Origin of the sequence: Capnocytophaga catalasegens (genome assembly GCF_026005215.1) — a bacterium.
Classification (GTDB): Bacteria; Bacteroidota; Bacteroidia; order Flavobacteriales; family Flavobacteriaceae; genus Capnocytophaga; species Capnocytophaga catalasegens.
In genome coordinates, this window is the sequence record NZ_BPMA01000016.1 from 171,859 (window position 1) to 188,051 (window position 16,193).

Sequence of the window (16,193 nt, forward strand, 5' to 3'; positions counted from 1 at the left end):
AAATAAAATTTTATGAGTTTAGTAACATCCCTTATAAAAATTTTCGTTGGTGATAAAGCCAAGAAAGATATGAAAGAGATTCGCCCAATAGTTGAAAAAATAAAATCATATCAATCTCATTTTGAATCACTTACCAATGATCAATTGCGAGCCAAAACCATAGAGTTTAAAGAACGAATAGCACAAGCACGTGCTGAATATCAAAACAAAATACAAGAGCTTAAAAATCAAGCCGATACAACTGATGAAATAGGTCAAAAAGAAGATATTTATACCGAAATAGATAAACTTACCGATGAGGCATACAAAGTAGGTGAGGCTACCCTTAATGAAATTCTCCCAGAAGCATTTGCTACAATGAAAGAAACTGCTCGCCGTTTTGCCAACAATTTAACAATTGAAGTTACTGCAACTCCTTATGATAGAGAACTTTCGGCTCTGAAAGATTATGTGACGATTCAAGAAGATAAAGCCGTTTGGAAGAATTCTTGGGATGCTGCTGGGAAAGCCATTACTTGGGATATGATTCACTACGATGTGCAACTTATCGGAGGAATTGCTCTTCATCAGGGAAAAATAGCCGAAATGCAAACCGGAGAAGGAAAAACCCTTGTAGCAACCTTGCCTGTATATCTTAATGCTTTGACAGGCAATGGTGTACATCTGGTTACAGTCAATGATTATTTGGCTCGTAGAGATAGTGCTTGGATGGGGCCTTTGTTTCAGTTCCATGGTCTCAAAGTAGAGTGCATTGATAATTATCAACCCAATTCTGAAGGAAGAAGAATGGCTTATAACGCCGATATTACTTATGGAACTAATAATGAATTTGGCTTCGATTATTTGCGTGATAATATGGCACATACTCCTGAAGAGTTGGTACAACGTCCGCATAATTTTGCCATTGTTGATGAGGTGGATTCAGTGTTAATTGATGATGCACGTACTCCACTTATCATTTCGGGACCAATGCCTCGTGGAGAATTTCACGAGTTTGATGTATTCAAACCTATTGTAGCCGATTTGGTTAGCAAACAACGTCAGTATTTGAATGGTGTGTTGGCTGAAGCTAAAAAGTTAATTTCAGAAGGAAACACCAAAGAAGGAGGTTTTTTACTGCTTCGTGTACATCGTGGACTTCCTAAAAATAAAGCACTTATCAAATTTTTGAGCGAAGAAGGCATAAAGCAAATTCTACAAAAAACAGAAAATTTCTATATGCAAGATAATAATCGTGAGATGCCAAAAGTTGATAAAGAACTTTTCTTTACGATTGATGAAAAAAATAATCAGATACAACTTACAGATAAAGGAATTGACGAAATTTCACAAGGAGACGATAAGAATTTCTTTGTAATGCCCGATATTGGTTCAGAAATAGCTAATATCGAAAATCAAAATCTTTCAAAAGAAGAAGAAGCTCAGCTCAAAGACAAATTATTCCAAGAATTTGAGGAAAAAAGTGAACGTATTCACACAATGAATCAACTTTTGAAAGCATATACTCTTTTTGAAAAAGACGTAGAATATGTTGTTATCGACAATAAAGTATTGATTGTTGATGAACAAACAGGTCGTATTATGGATGGACGCCGTTATTCAGATGGGCTACATCAGGCTATTGAAGCAAAAGAAAATGTGAAAATAGAAGCTGCTACACAAACATATGCAACAGTTACGTTGCAAAATTATTTTCGTATGTATCGAAAATTGGCGGGAATGACGGGTACAGCAATTACCGAAGCTGGCGAATTTTGGGAAATCTATAAATTAGATGTAATGGAAATTCCTACAAATCGTCCAATAGCTCGTAATGATCATAATGATTTTATTTATAGAACAAAACGTGAAAAATATAATGCGGTTATTGATGATGTTGTAAAACTTTCTCAGGCAGGTCGTCCTGTTTTGATTGGTACAACTTCGGTAGAAGTTTCTGAATTATTGAGTAGAATGCTTACTATGCGAGGCATTCATCATAATGTACTCAATGCTAAACTTCATAAAAAAGAAGCAGAAATCGTAGCAGAAGCTGGAAAACCAGGAGTTATAACCATTGCAACTAATATGGCAGGACGGGGTACTGATATTAAACTTACCGAAGAGGTCAAAAAAGCAGGTGGATTGGCTATTATTGGTACAGAAAGACACGACTCTCGCCGTGTTGATAGACAGCTTCGAGGGCGTTCGGGACGACAAGGAGATCCCGGAAGTTCACAATTCTATGTCTCTTTTGAAGATAATTTGATGCGCCTTTTTGGAGCCGAACGAACAGCTAAAATACTTGATAGCATAGGAGGTGGATTAAAAGAAGGAGAAGCTATTCAGCATTCAATGTTGACAAAATCGGTTGAAAGAGCTCAGAAGAAAGTTGAAGAAAATAATTTTGGAGTTCGTAAACGACTTTTGGAATATGATGATGTGATGAATGCTCAGCGTGAGGTAATTTACAAACGTCGTCGCCACGCACTTTATGGCGAACGCTTGCAGGTTGATTTGGCCAATATTATTTATGATACATGCGAAGTTATTATCGAAGGAAATAAAATTAGTAATGATTTTAAAAATTTTGAATACGAATGTATTAAATATTTTGCCGTAGAACCACAGATATCACAACAAGACTTTGGCAAAAAAACAACCAAAGAATTGATACAAATATTGTATCCAAAAATGTTGGAAGTTTATAAAAATAAAACGCTTCGCAATGCCGAAATAGCATTTCCTGTTATTAAAAGCGTATATGAAGACCCCAATAGCAACTATGAACGTATTGTAGTACCTTTCTCGGATGGGCAAAAAACGCTCAATATTGTTACGGATTTAAAAGAGGCTTATTTGTCCAACGGGAAAAAACTAATTCTTGATTTTGAGAAAAATATTTCGTTAGCCATTATTGATGATGCTTGGAAAACACATCTTCGAAAAATGGATGAGCTAAAACAATCAGTACAACTTGCTGTCCATGAACAGAAAGACCCGTTACTTATATTTAAGTTTGAAGCATTTGAACTTTTTAAAACAATGGTCGATAAGGTCAATAAAGAAATTGTGAATTTTTTATTCCGTGCCGAATTGCCCACACAAGAACCAGACAATATACACGAAGCTCATCAAATGCCTCGCCAACAAGAAAAATTGCAAACCAATAAAGAAGAGGTTTTTAATTCAGACGAAATGGCGCGACGACATCGTGAAGCAGGACAAACACAACAACGCCAAGTAGTTGAAACTATTGTACGTGAACAGCCGAAAATTGGACGAAATGATAGAGTAACCATTCAGAATATTCTCAATGGCGAATTGAAAGAAATGAAATACAAACAAGCTTTACCTTTTTTAGAAAAAGGAGAGTGGATTCTTAAAAGATAATACACAGAGAAACGACTTGATTTTCAGGTCGTTTTTCGCTTTTGATTTTTAAAAATGAAAATTGGTATTGTAATTCCGGCGCATAATGAGGCTGAGAATCTCTCTCTTATGCTCAATTCTCTCTTAGAGCAAACTTATCAAGCACATCAGATAGTTATTGTTGATGACAATTCTACTGATGCAACTTTTCTAATTGCATCAAAATACACAGAGCAATATCCGCAGATACAGGTTTTTAGACGAAATTCGGATATATATCGCTTGCCAGGAGCAAAAGTAGTACAAACTTTCAATGACGGACTTTCAAAACTTGCACAAGTAGATTTGATTTGTAAGTTTGATGCAGATTTAATTTTTCCTGATAATTATCTGGAAACCATTGTGCTACATTTTAGAAATAATCCCAAATTGGGTATGTGTGGCGGTTTTTGTAGTATTAAGAAAGATTCAGGTAAATGGGAAATAGAAGATTTGACAGACAAAAATCATTTACGAGGAGCTATTAAAAGTTATCGAAACGAATGTTTTGAAGCCATTGGCGATCTTAAAGAAGCAATGGGTTGGGATACAGTTGATGAACTTCTGGCTCGTTATTATGGTTGGGAAGTGAAAACAGATACATCTCTCTTGGTCAAGCATTTACGTCCTACAGGTGCAGAATATAGTGAAAAAGCGCAATATTTACAAGGAGAAATGTTTTATAGGCTTCGATATGGTTTTTGGATAAGTCTGTTTGCAAGTCTCAAATTAGCATTTAAAAAAAGAAGTATAACTTTGTTAGACAATTACTTACAAGGATATTTCAAAGCAAAAAAAGAAAAACAATCATTTATTGTAACACATGAACAGGGCGTTTGGATACGAAAATATCGTTGGGAGAATATTTTTCAGAAAATACGAAAAAGTTTTCTTTTCTCTTAAAAAAATGGTATCTTTGCTCATAAACAAAACGTTGATGAAATTAACTATTTTAGGTTGTCATAGTGCTACACCTCGTAATAATGCACGCCCTACATCGCAATTACTTGAAATACGAGGACATCTCTTTTTGATTGATTGTGGAGAGGGAACGCAAGTGGCTCTTCGCAATGTAGGAGCTAAGTTTTCTCGAATTAAGCATATTTTTATTTCGCACTTGCATGGCGATCATTTTTTCGGATTACCTGGGCTTATTTCAACGTTTCATTTGTTGGGTAGAGAGGTAGAGCTTCATATTTACGCTCCCAAAGGAGCAAAAGAAGCTATTTTACTTTTGCTCAAACTCAGTGGTTCTTGGATGCCTTTTCCGCTTATTTTCCACGAATTGGAAAGTAAAGAAAGTCAGTTAATATTTGAAGATGAGAAGGTTAGCGTACGAACAATTCCTTTACAACATCGTGTTTATACCAACGGATTTTTGTTTGAAGAAAAGCAAGGTGAACGCAAACTAAATATTGATGCAGTACAACAATGGGAAATTGATGTGTGCTACTATCAGAATATCAAAAATGGAAAAGATATTGTTTTGGACAATGGAAAAATTATTCCCAATGACCAGTTAAGTTTTCCTCCTGCAAGAGAACAAAGCTACGCTTTTTGTAGTGATACAATGTATCTTCCTGAAATAGTAGATATTATAAAAGGGACGCGTGTTATCTACCACGAGTCTACATTTTTGCAATCTAATGTCGAATTGGCAGAAAAAACAAGGCATAGTACTGCTTTGCAAGCTGCGCAAATTGCTGAAAAAGCACAGGCTGAGGCACTTATATTAGGACATTATTCATCTCGTTATGGTAATAAAAACTTATTCAAAGAAGAAGCAGAAACTATTTTTGAAAATGTTTTGCTAAGCGAAGATGGGAAAGAATTTTTATTTGAAAATTAGCTAAAAAATAAAAATTATTTCCAAAAAATAGATGGTTTTTTTGTGTTGATTTATAAATAATAAGATGGATTTAAGCAACTATAGACAGGTTTATAATCAGGGAGAACTTTTAGAGACTGAAATATCTGAAAATCCGATACAACAATTTCAATCTTGGTTTTTTCAAGCAGAACAAAGTGAAACAGAACGAGAGCCTAATGCGATGTCTGTTGCAACTATTGGTAGAGATGGATTTCCCAAGACTCGTGTAGTTTTATTGAAAAAAGTTACACACGAAGGATTTATTTTTTATACCAATTACGAAAGTGAGAAAGGTAAGGCAATAAGTGAAAATCCGAATGTATGTTTATCGTTTTTCTGGGCTGTTTTGGAGCGTCAGGTTATTATAAAAGGGATTGCTGAAAAATTGACAGAAAATCTTTCAGATGGCTATTTTGAATCTCGCCCACGAGGAAGCCAATTAGGTGCAGTTGTTTCTAAGCAAAGTGAGGTAATACCTTCTCGTAATTTCTTACAAGAAAATCTGGCACAACTTGAAAAAATATACGAAGGAAAAGAAATACTCCGCCCTGAATATTGGGGAGGTTTTCTGGTTCGTCCTGTATCTATTGAGTTTTGGCAAGGTCGCCCCAATCGCCTGCACGACCGTATTCGTTATACTTTAACAGATGATTTTGATTGGAAAATAGAACGATTAAGTCCGTAACTGATTAGAATTCTATAATTTTATATTCTTTGAATATTTGTTGTACGATTTGTTTGGTACGCTCCAAGTGGGTATCGGTTAAGAATATTTGACCAAAATTTTCTTCTGAAACAAGTTTTATGAGTTGTTCTACTCTGAGAGTGTCCAGTTTATCGAAAATATCATCTAACAATAAGATAGGAGTAACTTCTGTTTTTTTGCGAATAATATGAAATTGAGCTAACTTTAAAGCTATTAGAAATGATTTTTGTTGTCCTTGACTTGCAAATTTTTTGACCATATGTCCTTCTATTTCAAAGAGTAAATCATCTTTGTGTATGCCACAGGTTGTGTATTGCACGGCACAATCTTTGGTTTGACTTTGCAAAAGAAGGTCAGTTAATCGGTGCTTAGCCAAGGTGGTTTGATAGGTGATAGAAACTTTTTCTTTTCCGCCCGAAATAATCTGGTATTGCTCCTGAAAAACAGGTAGAAAATTATCTAAAAAAGTTTTTCTTTGCATATAAATTTCTTCGCCGAACCACGAAAGTTGTTCGTTATAAACTTGTAAAGCATTTGTATCAAAAGTTTGATTTTCAGCAAAATATTTTAATAAACTATTGCGTTGGGCTAATATTTTGTTGTAGCTAATCAATGTTGAAAGATATGACGAATTGGTCAGAGAAATAACTCCATCAAGAAAACGTCTGCGTTCCTCGCTTCCTTCAGTAACCAAATTGCGATCTGCAGGTGAGACAATTACCATCGGGAAGTTGCCTATATGGTCTGCTATGCGTTCGTATGCTTTACCATTTCGTTTTATCTGTTTTTTTTGTCCTTTTTTCACGCTACACACTATATTTTCTTCTCGTTGTTGGCGAGAGAAAAATCCTTCTAAGAGATAAAAATCTTGATTATGTGTAATGTTTTGAATGGCAAGTGTGTTGAAATAACTTTTGCCCATTCCTAGGTGATAAATAGCATCTAACAAGTTAGTTTTTCCTACGCCATTATTACCTATAAAACAATTTATATAAGGAGAAAAAGTTAATTCCTGCATTTTGATATTCTTGTAATTTAGTACTGAAAGTTTTTTCAAAAACATTGTTTAGACCTTTATTTAAGTTACTTTTCAAAAAACATCGCAAATTATTAAAAATTATTGAGAAAACTATTATTTATTACAAAATTTTTTTTTACTTTTGCCTCGCTTTAATAAAATTACATTTTATGGCTATTTATAAAAAGAACAATTACAGACCCAACAGACACAAAAAAGAAGATGTTGAAGTAGAAGAAACTCTTGAAAAATTGCAAGAAGAAAGCACTACAGCAGAAGTTTTTAACACTTTAGACCAAGGGGCTTCAAAAACCGAAGCGTGGGTTCAAAAAAATCAAAAAGCAATTATAGGAACACTTGTTGCCATTGTAGTAGTAGGATTGGGATATATGTTATACCAACAATTAGTTGCTACTCCCAAAGCAAAAGAGGCTTCTAATGAACTTTCGTATCCGTTACAAATTTTTGAGAATGCACTGAATGCTACTGAAACGAAAGCAAAAGATTCGCTATTTGCACTTTCGCTTAGTGGGACCAATGGACGTTACGGATTTTTGGATATTATCAAAAATTATAACAATACCAAAGCTGCTAATATAGCTACATATTCAGCAGGAATGGCATATTTGAATATGAACAAATATAAAGAAGCAATTGATTATTTGGACAAATTCAAATCTGATGATGAAATACTTAGTGCGTTGGCTCTTGGTAATATAGGAGATGCTTTTGCTCAACTCAAACAACCCAAAGAAGCGCTTGATTATTACGAAAAAGCATTTAAAAAGAGCAAAAATAATTATACTGCACCTATTTATTTACAAAAAGCAGGACTCGTAGCCTCAGAGTTAAAAAATTATAATAAAGCAATTGAATACTTTGAGAAAATAAAAGATGAATACCCAAAATCGGAAGAGGCTCGTACAATCGAAATACAATTAAGTCGCGTACAAGTATTAAAAGAGCAATAATGGCTACTGAAAATAAAAATCTATCGCAATACGACAAAAATTCTTTACCCAATATTCAAAATAAAAAATTTGGTATTGTTATCTCTGAGTGGAATTATTCCATTACAGAGAATATGAGAAAAGGTGCTTTGGATACGTTACTTGATTGTGGAGCAAGCCTTGACAATATACATCAATGGTACGTGCCAGGAAGTTTTGAACTTGTCAATGGAGCTAAACAGATGCTTGATAGATTTTCGTTAGATGCAATTATTGTAATTGGTTGTGTAATACAAGGAGAAACAAAACATTTTGACTTTGTTTGTCAAGGTGTTACACAAGGTATTGCACAATTGAACACAATGCAATCAACACCTGTTATATTCTGCGTATTGACAGATAATACAATTGAGCAATCAATAGCTCGTAGTGGAGGAAAACACGGTAATAAAGGCGTTGAAGCAGCAATAGCTGCAATTAAAATGACTAGTTTATAAAATTATTCATATTCATTTTATGCGGGTTCTTCAAAAGAATCCGCATATTTTTTAAGAAAAACGGACAATGCGATTTCAAATACAATCCGATTTCAGCCCAATGGGCGATCAACCCGAGGCTATAAAACAATTAGTTTCAGGAGTTACTCTTGGTGAAAAATATCAAACTCTTCTCGGAGTAACAGGTTCAGGAAAGACTTTTACGATTGCTAATGTTGTTAATCAGATACAGCGCCCAACCTTAGTTTTGGCTCATAATAAAACACTTGCAGCACAATTATATGGTGAATTCAAATCTTTTTTTCCGAATAATGCTGTCGAATATTTTGTTTCTTACTACGATTATTATCAACCGGAGGCTTATATTCCAGTTACAGGAACTTATATAGAAAAAGACCTTTCTATCAATGAAGATATTGAAAGATTACGATTAAGCACAACATCATCATTACTTTCAGGTCGACGCGATGTTCTTGTTGTGGCTTCGGTATCTTGTTTGTATGGTATCGGCAATCCGGTAGAATTTCAGAAAAATGTCATTTCTTTGAAAATTGACCAAAAAATATCTCGAACAAAACTAATGCAACGCTTAGTTCAGAGTTTGTATTCGCGAACAACTGCCGATTTTTTGCATGGAAACTTCCGAAGTAAAGGCGATGTTGTCGATATTTTCCCAGGGTATAGCGAAATTCCGATTCGAATTCATTTTTTTGGAGATGAAATAGAACGTATAGAAACTTTTGACCCGAAATCAAATCATATTATTGAACGATTTGATAGTATAAATATTTATCCTGCCAATATGTTTGTAACCTCGCCCGATGTGTTACAAAATGCAATATGGAATATACAACAAGACTTGGTAAAACAAGTTGATTTTTTCAAATCTATAGGAAAACATTTAGAAGCGAAACGATTGGAAGAACGTACCAATTTTGACCTTGAAATGATAAAAGAACTAGGATATTGCTCAGGTATTGAAAATTATTCCCGTTACTTAGATGGGAGAGAGGCAGGTAGTCGCCCTTTTTGCCTATTAGATTATTTCCCAGATGATTACCTAATGGTAATTGACGAAAGCCACGCAACAATTCCACAAGTACGCGCAATGTACGGAGGCGATAGAAGCCGGAAAGAAAATTTGGTAGAATATGGTTTTCGATTGCCTGCGGCTATGGATAATCGTCCGTTGAAGTTTGAAGAATTTGAAACTTTACAAAATCAAGTTATTTATGTAAGTGCTACACCGGCTGATTATGAGTTGCAAAAAACACAAGGGGCTTATATAGAGCAAGTTATTCGTCCTACCGGATTACTTGATCCGATTATTGAAGTTCGTCCGAGTGAAAATCAAATTGATGATTTGGTTGAAGAAATACAAAAACGTGTAGAGACCGATGAGCGGACACTTGTTACGACTTTGACCAAGCGTATGGCAGAGGAACTTACTAAGTATATGACCAAAATAGGTATTCGTTGCCGATATATTCATAGTGATATTGATACACTTGAGCGTGTTGAGATAATGCAAGACTTGCGTAAAGGATTATTTGATGTGCTTATTGGAGTGAATTTGCTTCGAGAAGGATTAGATTTGCCAGAAGTTTCACTAGTTGCCATTTTAGATGCAGACAAAGAAGGATTTTTACGTTCGCATAGGTCAATGACCCAAACTGTGGGGCGAGCAGCTCGCAATGTAAATGGAATGGCAATAATGTATGCCGATAAAATAACTCAAAGTATGCAACAAACTATTGACGATACGTCTTACCGGCGTGAAAAACAATTAAAGTTCAATAAAGAAAATGGAATTATTCCCAAACCTCTTAACAAAAAAATTGAAAATACACTAAGTAAAAGTATTATCAGCGAATTTTTTTATGATAATACGCCCAAAATTCAACCAAAAACTCAAAAAGTAGTATTCTCCTCTAAAAAAGAACTCGAAAAACAGATAAAAGAAACTCGAAAAGCAATGGAAAATGCTTCAAAAGAATTAGATTTTGTAAAAGCAGCCCAATACAGAGACGAATTGAAAAAATTGCAAGAATTACTTTCAAAGATAGATTAGGTTATTTTATCTATAAAAAAGAGGAAAAGAGAGGTGTATTTTTCAATAATATTTTTAGGTTTGTAACTAAAATTCTTTACAAAATTCGTTTTGCTTTTACAAAAGCATTTTCCCAATAAGGTTCTTTTAAGTCAGAAATGATAACCCCTTTGGTTGTTGAAGAATGAATAAACTTAACAGAATTACCCACTTCAACTATCATACCTACGTGACTAATGGCTCGTTTACGAGAAGTTTTGAAAAACAATAAATCACCGATACGAGCTTCAGAAAGTTCTATATCTGAACCTTGTAAAGCAATACCATCAGAAGACCTATTAAGTTCTATATCGGCGACAAGAAAACTGGTATACATTAGTCCCGAGCAATCCATTCCTTTGCGTGTAGTTCCTGCATACTTGTAAGGTGTTCCCAAGTATGAAAGAGCTGTATCGATAACCAATTGTGTTGTTGAAGACGCCTCTGAAATGATTTCTTCCTCTTCCTTTTTTTCAATTTTTTTATTTCTTGTTTTTGATGATGAAGTTGTCGATGTTAATGTTCTTGATTGAGTGAATGCTGTTTGAGTTCGTGTTGGCGAATTGATGATTGCCGTACTGCGCTTTCGTGTGCTGTATTTTTGCGCACATGAGGTTAATGTGAAAGATAAAATAATCAAAATAGATAAAATAATTGTTCTCATATGTAATACTTATTTTTTTATAGAATTGAAAATTAAGTTAGCTGTTTTTTCACTAGCGCCAAAATTTCCTAGTTTTTCTTCCAAAAGAGCATAATTGTCAAGGATTTTTTGACGATGTTCAGGTTGTAATATTTTTTTTAATTCGTGTTCTAAATTGCTTGTAGTAAGCTCATTTTGAATGAGTTCTGTAACTACGGGTTTGTCCATAATCAAATTGACCAGCGAAATATATTTTAGTTTTATGACTAGTTTGGCTATTTGATACGATATCCAATTTCCTTTGTAGCAAACCACTTCGGGTACTTTGAATAGGGCTGTTTCAAGAGTTGCTGTGCCACTGGTAACCAAAGCAGCGTACGAAACACTTAGTAAATCATATGTTTTCCCACTGATAAAATGAACATTTTCATTTTTGATAAAAGGTTTATACACTTCAAAGTCTTGTGAAGGAGCCCCAGCAATAACAAACTGGTACGCTGTAAATTTTTCAACAACAGAAAGCATTACCGAAAGCATTTTAGCAATTTCTTGTTTGCGACTTCCAGGCAGGAGAGCAATTATAGGACGGTTATCCAATTTGTTTTCGTTGGCAAAGATATGAAAATCTACTGATTTTCTATGATGAATTGCATCTAAAAGTGGATGTCCGACAAAATGCACAGGGAAATGATGTTTTTTCTGGTAAAAATCTTCCTCAAAAGGCAAAATCACATACATAAAATCGACATCACGTTTAATAGCCTTGATACGATTCTCTTTCCATGCCCATATTTGAGGCGAAATATAATAATGTGTAGCAAATCCTTGTTGTTTTGCCCATTTGGCAATTCGCATATTAAACCCTGGATAATCAATAAAAATGAGTACATCGGGTTGGTATGAAAGAATATCTTGTTTGCAAAAATCAATGTTTTGCAAGATGGTTCGCAGGTTGGTTAGCACTTCCCAAAATCCCATAAAGGCTAAGTCTTTGTAATGCTTGACCAAAGTTCCTGCAACTTGTTCCATGCAATTGCCTCCCCAGAAGCGAAATTCGGCATTGGGGTCTGTTTTTAAGAGGGCTTTCATTAGGTTCGAGCCGTGCAAATCGCCAGAAGCTTCACCTGCTATGATATAATATTTCATTTTTTATTAGACAAATTTATTATATTCAAAGAAATAGAATAGTACAAATTACTTAGTTTTCAAGTTCTTTTTTTACAAAGGCACGTATATCATCAAAAAAATCAAAGAATTCTTGTTCAAAAAAAGAGGTATTAGAAAACAATTCATCTGTTGCATGTTGCATTCTGGATTGAAATTCAGTACGTTTGTCCATTTGGTAAAGAATTCTGCTAATTCCTTCTACGGATTGGTAAGCTTCGAGCCAATTATCTTGAATCATATGTGAGACTAATTGCTGGGTTTGTTTGTTAAGTAATTCTTTTTTGTTTTCAAGGAGTTGATAAAAATTTTTAACATAAATTTTCAAAGGAATATCAGTATATAAGTTCCAGTTTTTTGCTAAAAAGTGGTCGTAAAATATATCGGTAATTACTCCTGCATAGTGTCCAAATTGAGGAACTAAGCGCTTTTTGCTTTGACGAAAAATAGGGTGTGAATCTGTAAAAAAATCTATTTTTCGATGTAGCAAAATCCCTTTTTGAATAGGCAAAGAATAGGTTAAATATTGCTTGCCTCTGATACTATCTGCCATAAAATTACCTATTTTAAGCAAATCATCATTTTCACCAGAGAGATAGATATGCGCTAAAAAATTCATAGTTTTTTACTTAGAATACAAATTTTTCCTCATTCTTTTCTAAAAAAATTCGAGATACATAACGATAAAAGCCGTTACAAAGACCCATAGTAACACGCCCCTTGCTCGGGTATCGAACGAACGTTTGAGAAACAAAAAGAATGCTCCCAAACTAAGTAGCGCAGCTATGGAAACAATCGCTCCTAAGTGTCCTTCTTGATAGGCTATTAGTAAAAAAGTCTCCAAATCGTTTTTTGAAAAAAGAAGCCACCAAAGGAGTACTCCCAGCGTGTTGGTGATAGTTCCCACAAGGAAACCAATACCTAAATCGATTAAAATTCGTTTTTTATTTCTTTTCATCAAAGTTCCAAGTATTTAATTGTCTGATAGCGTGATATGAAGTAAGGTCAAATTGAACAGGAACAACTGAGATATATCCGTTTTCTAATGCCCATTCGTCGGTATCTTCGCCTTTGTCTTCGTTGATAAACTTACCTGTAAGCCAGTAATAATTGCGCCCTTGCGGATTGATTCGTTTGTCAAATTCTTCGACCCAGCGTGCTTTGGCTTGTCTGCATATTTTTACACCTTTGATGTCGTTACGTTTCAGGTTAGGGATATTAACGTTGAGAACTGTTCCTTTGGGTAGTCCGTTTTGTAGAACATTCAAAGTGATTTGTTTAATGAAACTTCGTGCTTGCGAAAAATCGGCATTCCAACTGAAATCTAAAAGAGAAAAGCCAATGGCAGGAATTCCTTCGATGCCGGCTTCAACAGCAGCACTCATAGTACCAGAATAGATGACATTGATTGAAGAATTCGACCCATGATTGATGCCGCTCACACACAAATCGGGGGTTCTTTTCAAGATTTCGTGTTTGGCAATTTTGACACAATCGGCGGGCGTGCCACTACAACTATATTCGTTTTGTACTCCGTTATCGATTTTGCGAGGCGAGATATAGAGTGTTGAATCAATGGTAACGGCGTGTCCTTTTCCGCTCTGCGGCGAATCGGGAGCAACGACAACCACTTCGCCTATTTCGTTCATTATTTTGATAAGTTCGCGAATACCTGGGGCGGTTATTCCATCATCGTTTGTTATTAAGATTAAAGGTTTTTTTTCTGACATTGATTGGATATATATGTATAAAAGTCCGTAAAAGTATAGTAAAAAATTCTTTTGCGCAAACATATCTGTCAAAAAACGTATTTTTTAACAAAATGCTTTTGTTTCCGTTTCTTTCTTTCAGCAAATTTTATGCCGAAAATAAAATATATTTTGAATAAAAAACCATTGTGAAGGAAAATAGAAAAATAGAACAGACAAAAAGACGTTTTAACAATATTTGGAATGATTTTTGCTATAAAATAAATTCGTTTAAAATGATATTATAATGGATAAAATGCAATTTAAAACCAATTTCAAATGCCAAGGCTGTGTTGATAAAGTAGCTAAAGAATTCGATATGAATGAGCAAATAAAAAGCTGGAAGGTCGATTTGACCTCATCGGATAAGACCTTGGAGGTAGAGACTTCGCTTTCGGAAAGTGAAATACAGGCACTTGTGAGCAAGGCGGGATACAAAGCAGAGGTTAAATAAAAGTTAAATACGTAAATTTTTGTAACCAAAACCTTATTTGCTACGTATAAGAGTATGTAGCGTTAATTTTATTTTTAGAAAAACCAATGAGACAACTTAAAATTACCAAACAGGTAACCAACCGAGAGACTGCATCGTTAGACAAGTATTTGCAAGAGATAGGCAAGGTCGATTTGATTTCTGCTGATGAAGAAGTAGAACTGGCACAGCGTATAAAAAGCGGCGACAAGATTGCGCTGGAACGGCTAACCAAAGCGAATCTTCGCTTTGTGGTTTCGGTAGCTAAACAATACCAAAATCAAGGACTCACGCTTCCAGACCTTATCAACGAAGGCAATTTAGGACTTATCAAAGCTGCCCAACGCTTTGACGAAACACGCGGTTTCAAATTTATTTCGTATGCCGTGTGGTGGATACGTCAGTCTATCTTGCAGGCGCTTGCTGAACAGTCGCGAATTGTTCGACTACCTCTGAATAAGATTGGGTCAATTAACAAAATCAATAAGATGTATGCTTATTTGGAGCAAGCTCACGAACGCGTACCTTCCGCAGAGGAAATAGCCAGAGAGTTGGATATGTCGGTCAATGACGTAAAGGAATCGATGAAAAACTCGGGACGCCATATATCAATGGATGCTCCTTTGGTAGAGGGAGAGGATTCTAATCTTTACGATGTGTTGCGCAGCGGTGAATCGCCCAATCCTGATAAAGAGTTAATGCACGAATCGCTTAAAACCGAGATAGAACGTGCATTGGAAACACTTACTCCTCGTGAGGCTGATGTTATCCGTTTGTATTTTGGGTTGAACGGACAGCATCCGCTTACGCTTGAAGAAATAGGAGAGACGTTCGACCTTACAAGAGAGCGTGTTCGTCAAATAAAAGAGAAAGCCATTCGAAGATTAAAGCACACTTCACGAAGTAAAATCTTGAAAACCTATTTAGGCTGAATTATTTTTTTTATGTTATAAATGTAAAGCTTCTTAGTATTGTACTAAGAAGTTTTTTTATAAATAGCTATGTAGAATAGAATTATATAATGAAAAGTATTTAATATTTACTTTTCTTTTTTTATTAAAATAAATACTAAAATTATATAAATGTTTTACTAATCTAAGTCGAAGCTTTTTAAAATAAGTTGTAAATATGATTTCTTGACTTCGCTCGAAATGACAGGAGGATATCTATAAATGATAAATAGGTATTTATAAATGATAGATAGGTAATTGTAAATTACAGCATAGTTATTATAAATAAAATAAAAAATATTAAAAATTTATTTTTAATAAAAAAATAGATAAAATAATTGTATATCCGGTTAGTGTAATAAATAATTTTCATTGTGGTAATTTACCAAAAACATAAAATATAATTATCTTATTTTCAATGGTATTTTTTATTTTTGAATTCTATTTTTTGGCAAATAGATTTTTTTATTAGTGATTACGGAGATACATTAAAATAAATAATAAATATATATTTTCAATATGTTTTTTTATAATAATTAGAAGAATTAGTTATATTCTAAATGGAATGTTATTTATTCTATATAGAATACTATTTATTCAACATTGAATGTTGTTTGTTATAAGTTGAATCTTATTTATTCTATATGGAATACTATTTATTATACCTTGAATATTGTTTATTATAAGTTGAATCTT

The 16,193-nt window shown here is 34.3% G+C and carries 15 protein-coding genes; 9 read left to right on the forward strand and 6 right to left on the reverse strand.

Annotation, left to right across the window (positions count from 1 at the left end):
- Nucleotides 1–12 precede the first annotated feature (12 nt).
- From secA to pdxH, 4 genes are all read left to right on the forward strand, one after another.
- Nucleotides 13–3,372 (forward strand): preprotein translocase subunit SecA, encoded by a 3,360-nt coding sequence (gene secA / locus OO775_RS05200; protein WP_264845978.1) that lies wholly within the window; start codon nt 13–15, stop codon nt 3,370–3,372.
- Nucleotides 3,373–3,426: 54 nt separating this feature from the next.
- On the forward strand, nt 3,427–4,293 hold the full coding sequence (locus OO775_RS05205; RefSeq protein WP_264845979.1) for a glycosyltransferase family 2 protein: 867 nt from the start codon (nt 3,427–3,429) through the stop codon (nt 4,291–4,293).
- A 34-nt stretch (nt 4,294–4,327) separates the two neighbouring features.
- The gene (locus OO775_RS05210) at nt 4,328–5,239 is read left to right on the forward strand and encodes a ribonuclease Z (protein WP_264845980.1); all 912 of its coding nucleotides are present in this window, start codon (nt 4,328–4,330) and stop codon (nt 5,237–5,239) included.
- Nucleotides 5,240–5,303: 64 nt separating this feature from the next.
- Nucleotides 5,304–5,945 carry a pyridoxamine 5'-phosphate oxidase gene (gene pdxH / locus OO775_RS05215; protein ID WP_264845981.1) on the forward strand — a complete coding sequence of 214 codons (642 nt, stop codon included), beginning with the start codon at nt 5,304–5,306 and terminating at the stop codon, nt 5,943–5,945.
- A 4-nt stretch (nt 5,946–5,949) separates the two neighbouring features.
- Here pdxH and recF read toward each other — a convergent pair whose 3' ends face one another.
- Nucleotides 5,950–7,029, reverse strand: a complete 1,080-nt coding sequence (gene recF / locus OO775_RS05220; RefSeq protein WP_264845982.1) for a DNA replication/repair protein RecF — start codon at nt 7,027–7,029, stop codon at nt 5,950–5,952.
- A gap of 125 nt (nt 7,030–7,154) precedes the next feature.
- Here recF and OO775_RS05225 point away from each other — a divergent pair, with 125 nt between their 5' ends.
- The 3 genes from OO775_RS05225 to uvrB all read left to right on the forward strand — a co-directional run bounded on the left by OO775_RS05225 (nt 7,155) and on the right by uvrB (nt 10,502).
- Nucleotides 7,155–7,955 (forward strand): tetratricopeptide repeat protein, encoded by an 801-nt coding sequence (locus tag OO775_RS05225; protein WP_264845983.1) that lies wholly within the window; start codon nt 7,155–7,157, stop codon nt 7,953–7,955.
- Nucleotides 7,955–8,431 carry a 6,7-dimethyl-8-ribityllumazine synthase gene (gene ribH / locus OO775_RS05230; RefSeq protein ID WP_264845984.1) on the forward strand — a complete coding sequence of 159 codons (477 nt, stop codon included), beginning with the start codon at nt 7,955–7,957 and terminating at the stop codon, nt 8,429–8,431. Before OO775_RS05225 ends, ribH begins: the two co-directional genes overlap by 1 nt.
- Before the next feature lie 67 nt (nt 8,432–8,498).
- Nucleotides 8,499–10,502 carry an excinuclease ABC subunit UvrB gene (uvrB, locus tag OO775_RS05235; protein ID WP_264845985.1) on the forward strand — a complete coding sequence of 668 codons (2,004 nt, stop codon included), beginning with the start codon at nt 8,499–8,501 and terminating at the stop codon, nt 10,500–10,502.
- A 76-nt stretch (nt 10,503–10,578) separates the two neighbouring features.
- Here the strand turns inward: uvrB and OO775_RS05240 are convergent, their stop codons facing one another.
- Genes OO775_RS05240 through surE form a run of 5 tightly spaced genes read right to left on the reverse strand, consistent with a single transcriptional unit; the run spans nt 10,579 to nt 14,057 of the window.
- Nucleotides 10,579–11,184 carry a C40 family peptidase gene (locus OO775_RS05240; RefSeq protein ID WP_264845986.1) on the reverse strand — a complete coding sequence of 202 codons (606 nt, stop codon included), beginning with the start codon at nt 11,182–11,184 and terminating at the stop codon, nt 10,579–10,581.
- Nucleotides 11,185–11,193: 9 nt separating this feature from the next.
- Nucleotides 11,194–12,309 carry a lipid-A-disaccharide synthase gene (lpxB, locus tag OO775_RS05245; RefSeq protein ID WP_264845987.1) on the reverse strand — a complete coding sequence of 372 codons (1,116 nt, stop codon included), beginning with the start codon at nt 12,307–12,309 and terminating at the stop codon, nt 11,194–11,196.
- Nucleotides 12,310–12,361: 52 nt separating this feature from the next.
- A complete protein-coding gene (locus OO775_RS05250; protein WP_264845988.1) occupies nt 12,362–12,946 on the reverse strand; it encodes an acyl carrier protein phosphodiesterase in 585 nt (194 codons plus the stop codon).
- 39 nt (nt 12,947–12,985) lie between these two features.
- Nucleotides 12,986–13,285: a hypothetical protein gene (locus OO775_RS05255; RefSeq protein WP_264845989.1), complete on the reverse strand. Its 300-nt coding sequence runs from the start codon at nt 13,283–13,285 to the stop codon at nt 12,986–12,988.
- Nucleotides 13,272–14,057: a 5'/3'-nucleotidase SurE gene (gene surE / locus OO775_RS05260; protein ID WP_264845990.1), complete on the reverse strand. Its 786-nt coding sequence runs from the start codon at nt 14,055–14,057 to the stop codon at nt 13,272–13,274. The genes OO775_RS05255 and surE overlap by 14 nt, the downstream gene beginning before the upstream one ends.
- 265 nt (nt 14,058–14,322) lie before the next feature.
- Here surE and OO775_RS05265 point away from each other — a divergent pair, with 265 nt between their 5' ends.
- Nucleotides 14,323–14,529, forward strand: a complete 207-nt coding sequence (locus tag OO775_RS05265) for a heavy-metal-associated domain-containing protein (RefSeq protein WP_264845991.1) — start codon at nt 14,323–14,325, stop codon at nt 14,527–14,529.
- Nucleotides 14,530–14,615: 86 nt separating this feature from the next.
- Entirely contained in the window at nt 14,616–15,479 is an 864-nt protein-coding gene (locus OO775_RS05270) for a sigma-70 family RNA polymerase sigma factor (RefSeq protein WP_264845992.1), read from the forward strand.
- Nucleotides 15,480–16,193 lie beyond the last annotated feature (714 nt).

What these genes read in the sequence shown, in the direction of transcription:
- recF (WP_264845982.1), bottom strand. Translation starts at nt 7,029, where the DNA reads ATGTTTTTGAAAAAACTTTCAGTACTAAATTACAAGAATATCAAAATG.
- ribH (WP_264845984.1), top strand. Translation starts at nt 7,955, where the DNA reads ATGGCTACTGAAAATAAAAATCTATCGCAATACGACAAAAATTCTTTA.
- pdxH (WP_264845981.1), top strand. Translation starts at nt 5,304, where the DNA reads ATGGATTTAAGCAACTATAGACAGGTTTATAATCAGGGAGAACTTTTA.
- OO775_RS05225 (WP_264845983.1), top strand. Translation starts at nt 7,155, where the DNA reads ATGGCTATTTATAAAAAGAACAATTACAGACCCAACAGACACAAAAAA.
- OO775_RS05205 (WP_264845979.1), top strand. Translation starts at nt 3,427, where the DNA reads ATGAAAATTGGTATTGTAATTCCGGCGCATAATGAGGCTGAGAATCTC.
- OO775_RS05250 (WP_264845988.1), bottom strand. Translation starts at nt 12,946, where the DNA reads ATGAATTTTTTAGCGCATATCTATCTCTCTGGTGAAAATGATGATTTG.
- lpxB (WP_264845987.1), bottom strand. Translation starts at nt 12,309, where the DNA reads ATGAAATATTATATCATAGCAGGTGAAGCTTCTGGCGATTTGCACGGC.
- secA (WP_264845978.1), top strand. Translation starts at nt 13, where the DNA reads ATGAGTTTAGTAACATCCCTTATAAAAATTTTCGTTGGTGATAAAGCC.
- uvrB (WP_264845985.1), top strand. Translation starts at nt 8,499, where the DNA reads ATGCGATTTCAAATACAATCCGATTTCAGCCCAATGGGCGATCAACCC.
- OO775_RS05210 (WP_264845980.1), top strand. Translation starts at nt 4,328, where the DNA reads ATGAAATTAACTATTTTAGGTTGTCATAGTGCTACACCTCGTAATAAT.
- surE (WP_264845990.1), bottom strand. Translation starts at nt 14,057, where the DNA reads ATGTCAGAAAAAAAACCTTTAATCTTAATAACAAACGATGATGGAATA.
- OO775_RS05255 (WP_264845989.1), bottom strand. Translation starts at nt 13,285, where the DNA reads ATGAAAAGAAATAAAAAACGAATTTTAATCGATTTAGGTATTGGTTTC.
- OO775_RS05265 (WP_264845991.1), top strand. Translation starts at nt 14,323, where the DNA reads ATGGATAAAATGCAATTTAAAACCAATTTCAAATGCCAAGGCTGTGTT.
- OO775_RS05270 (WP_264845992.1), top strand. Translation starts at nt 14,616, where the DNA reads ATGAGACAACTTAAAATTACCAAACAGGTAACCAACCGAGAGACTGCA.
- OO775_RS05240 (WP_264845986.1), bottom strand. Translation starts at nt 11,184, where the DNA reads ATGAGAACAATTATTTTATCTATTTTGATTATTTTATCTTTCACATTA.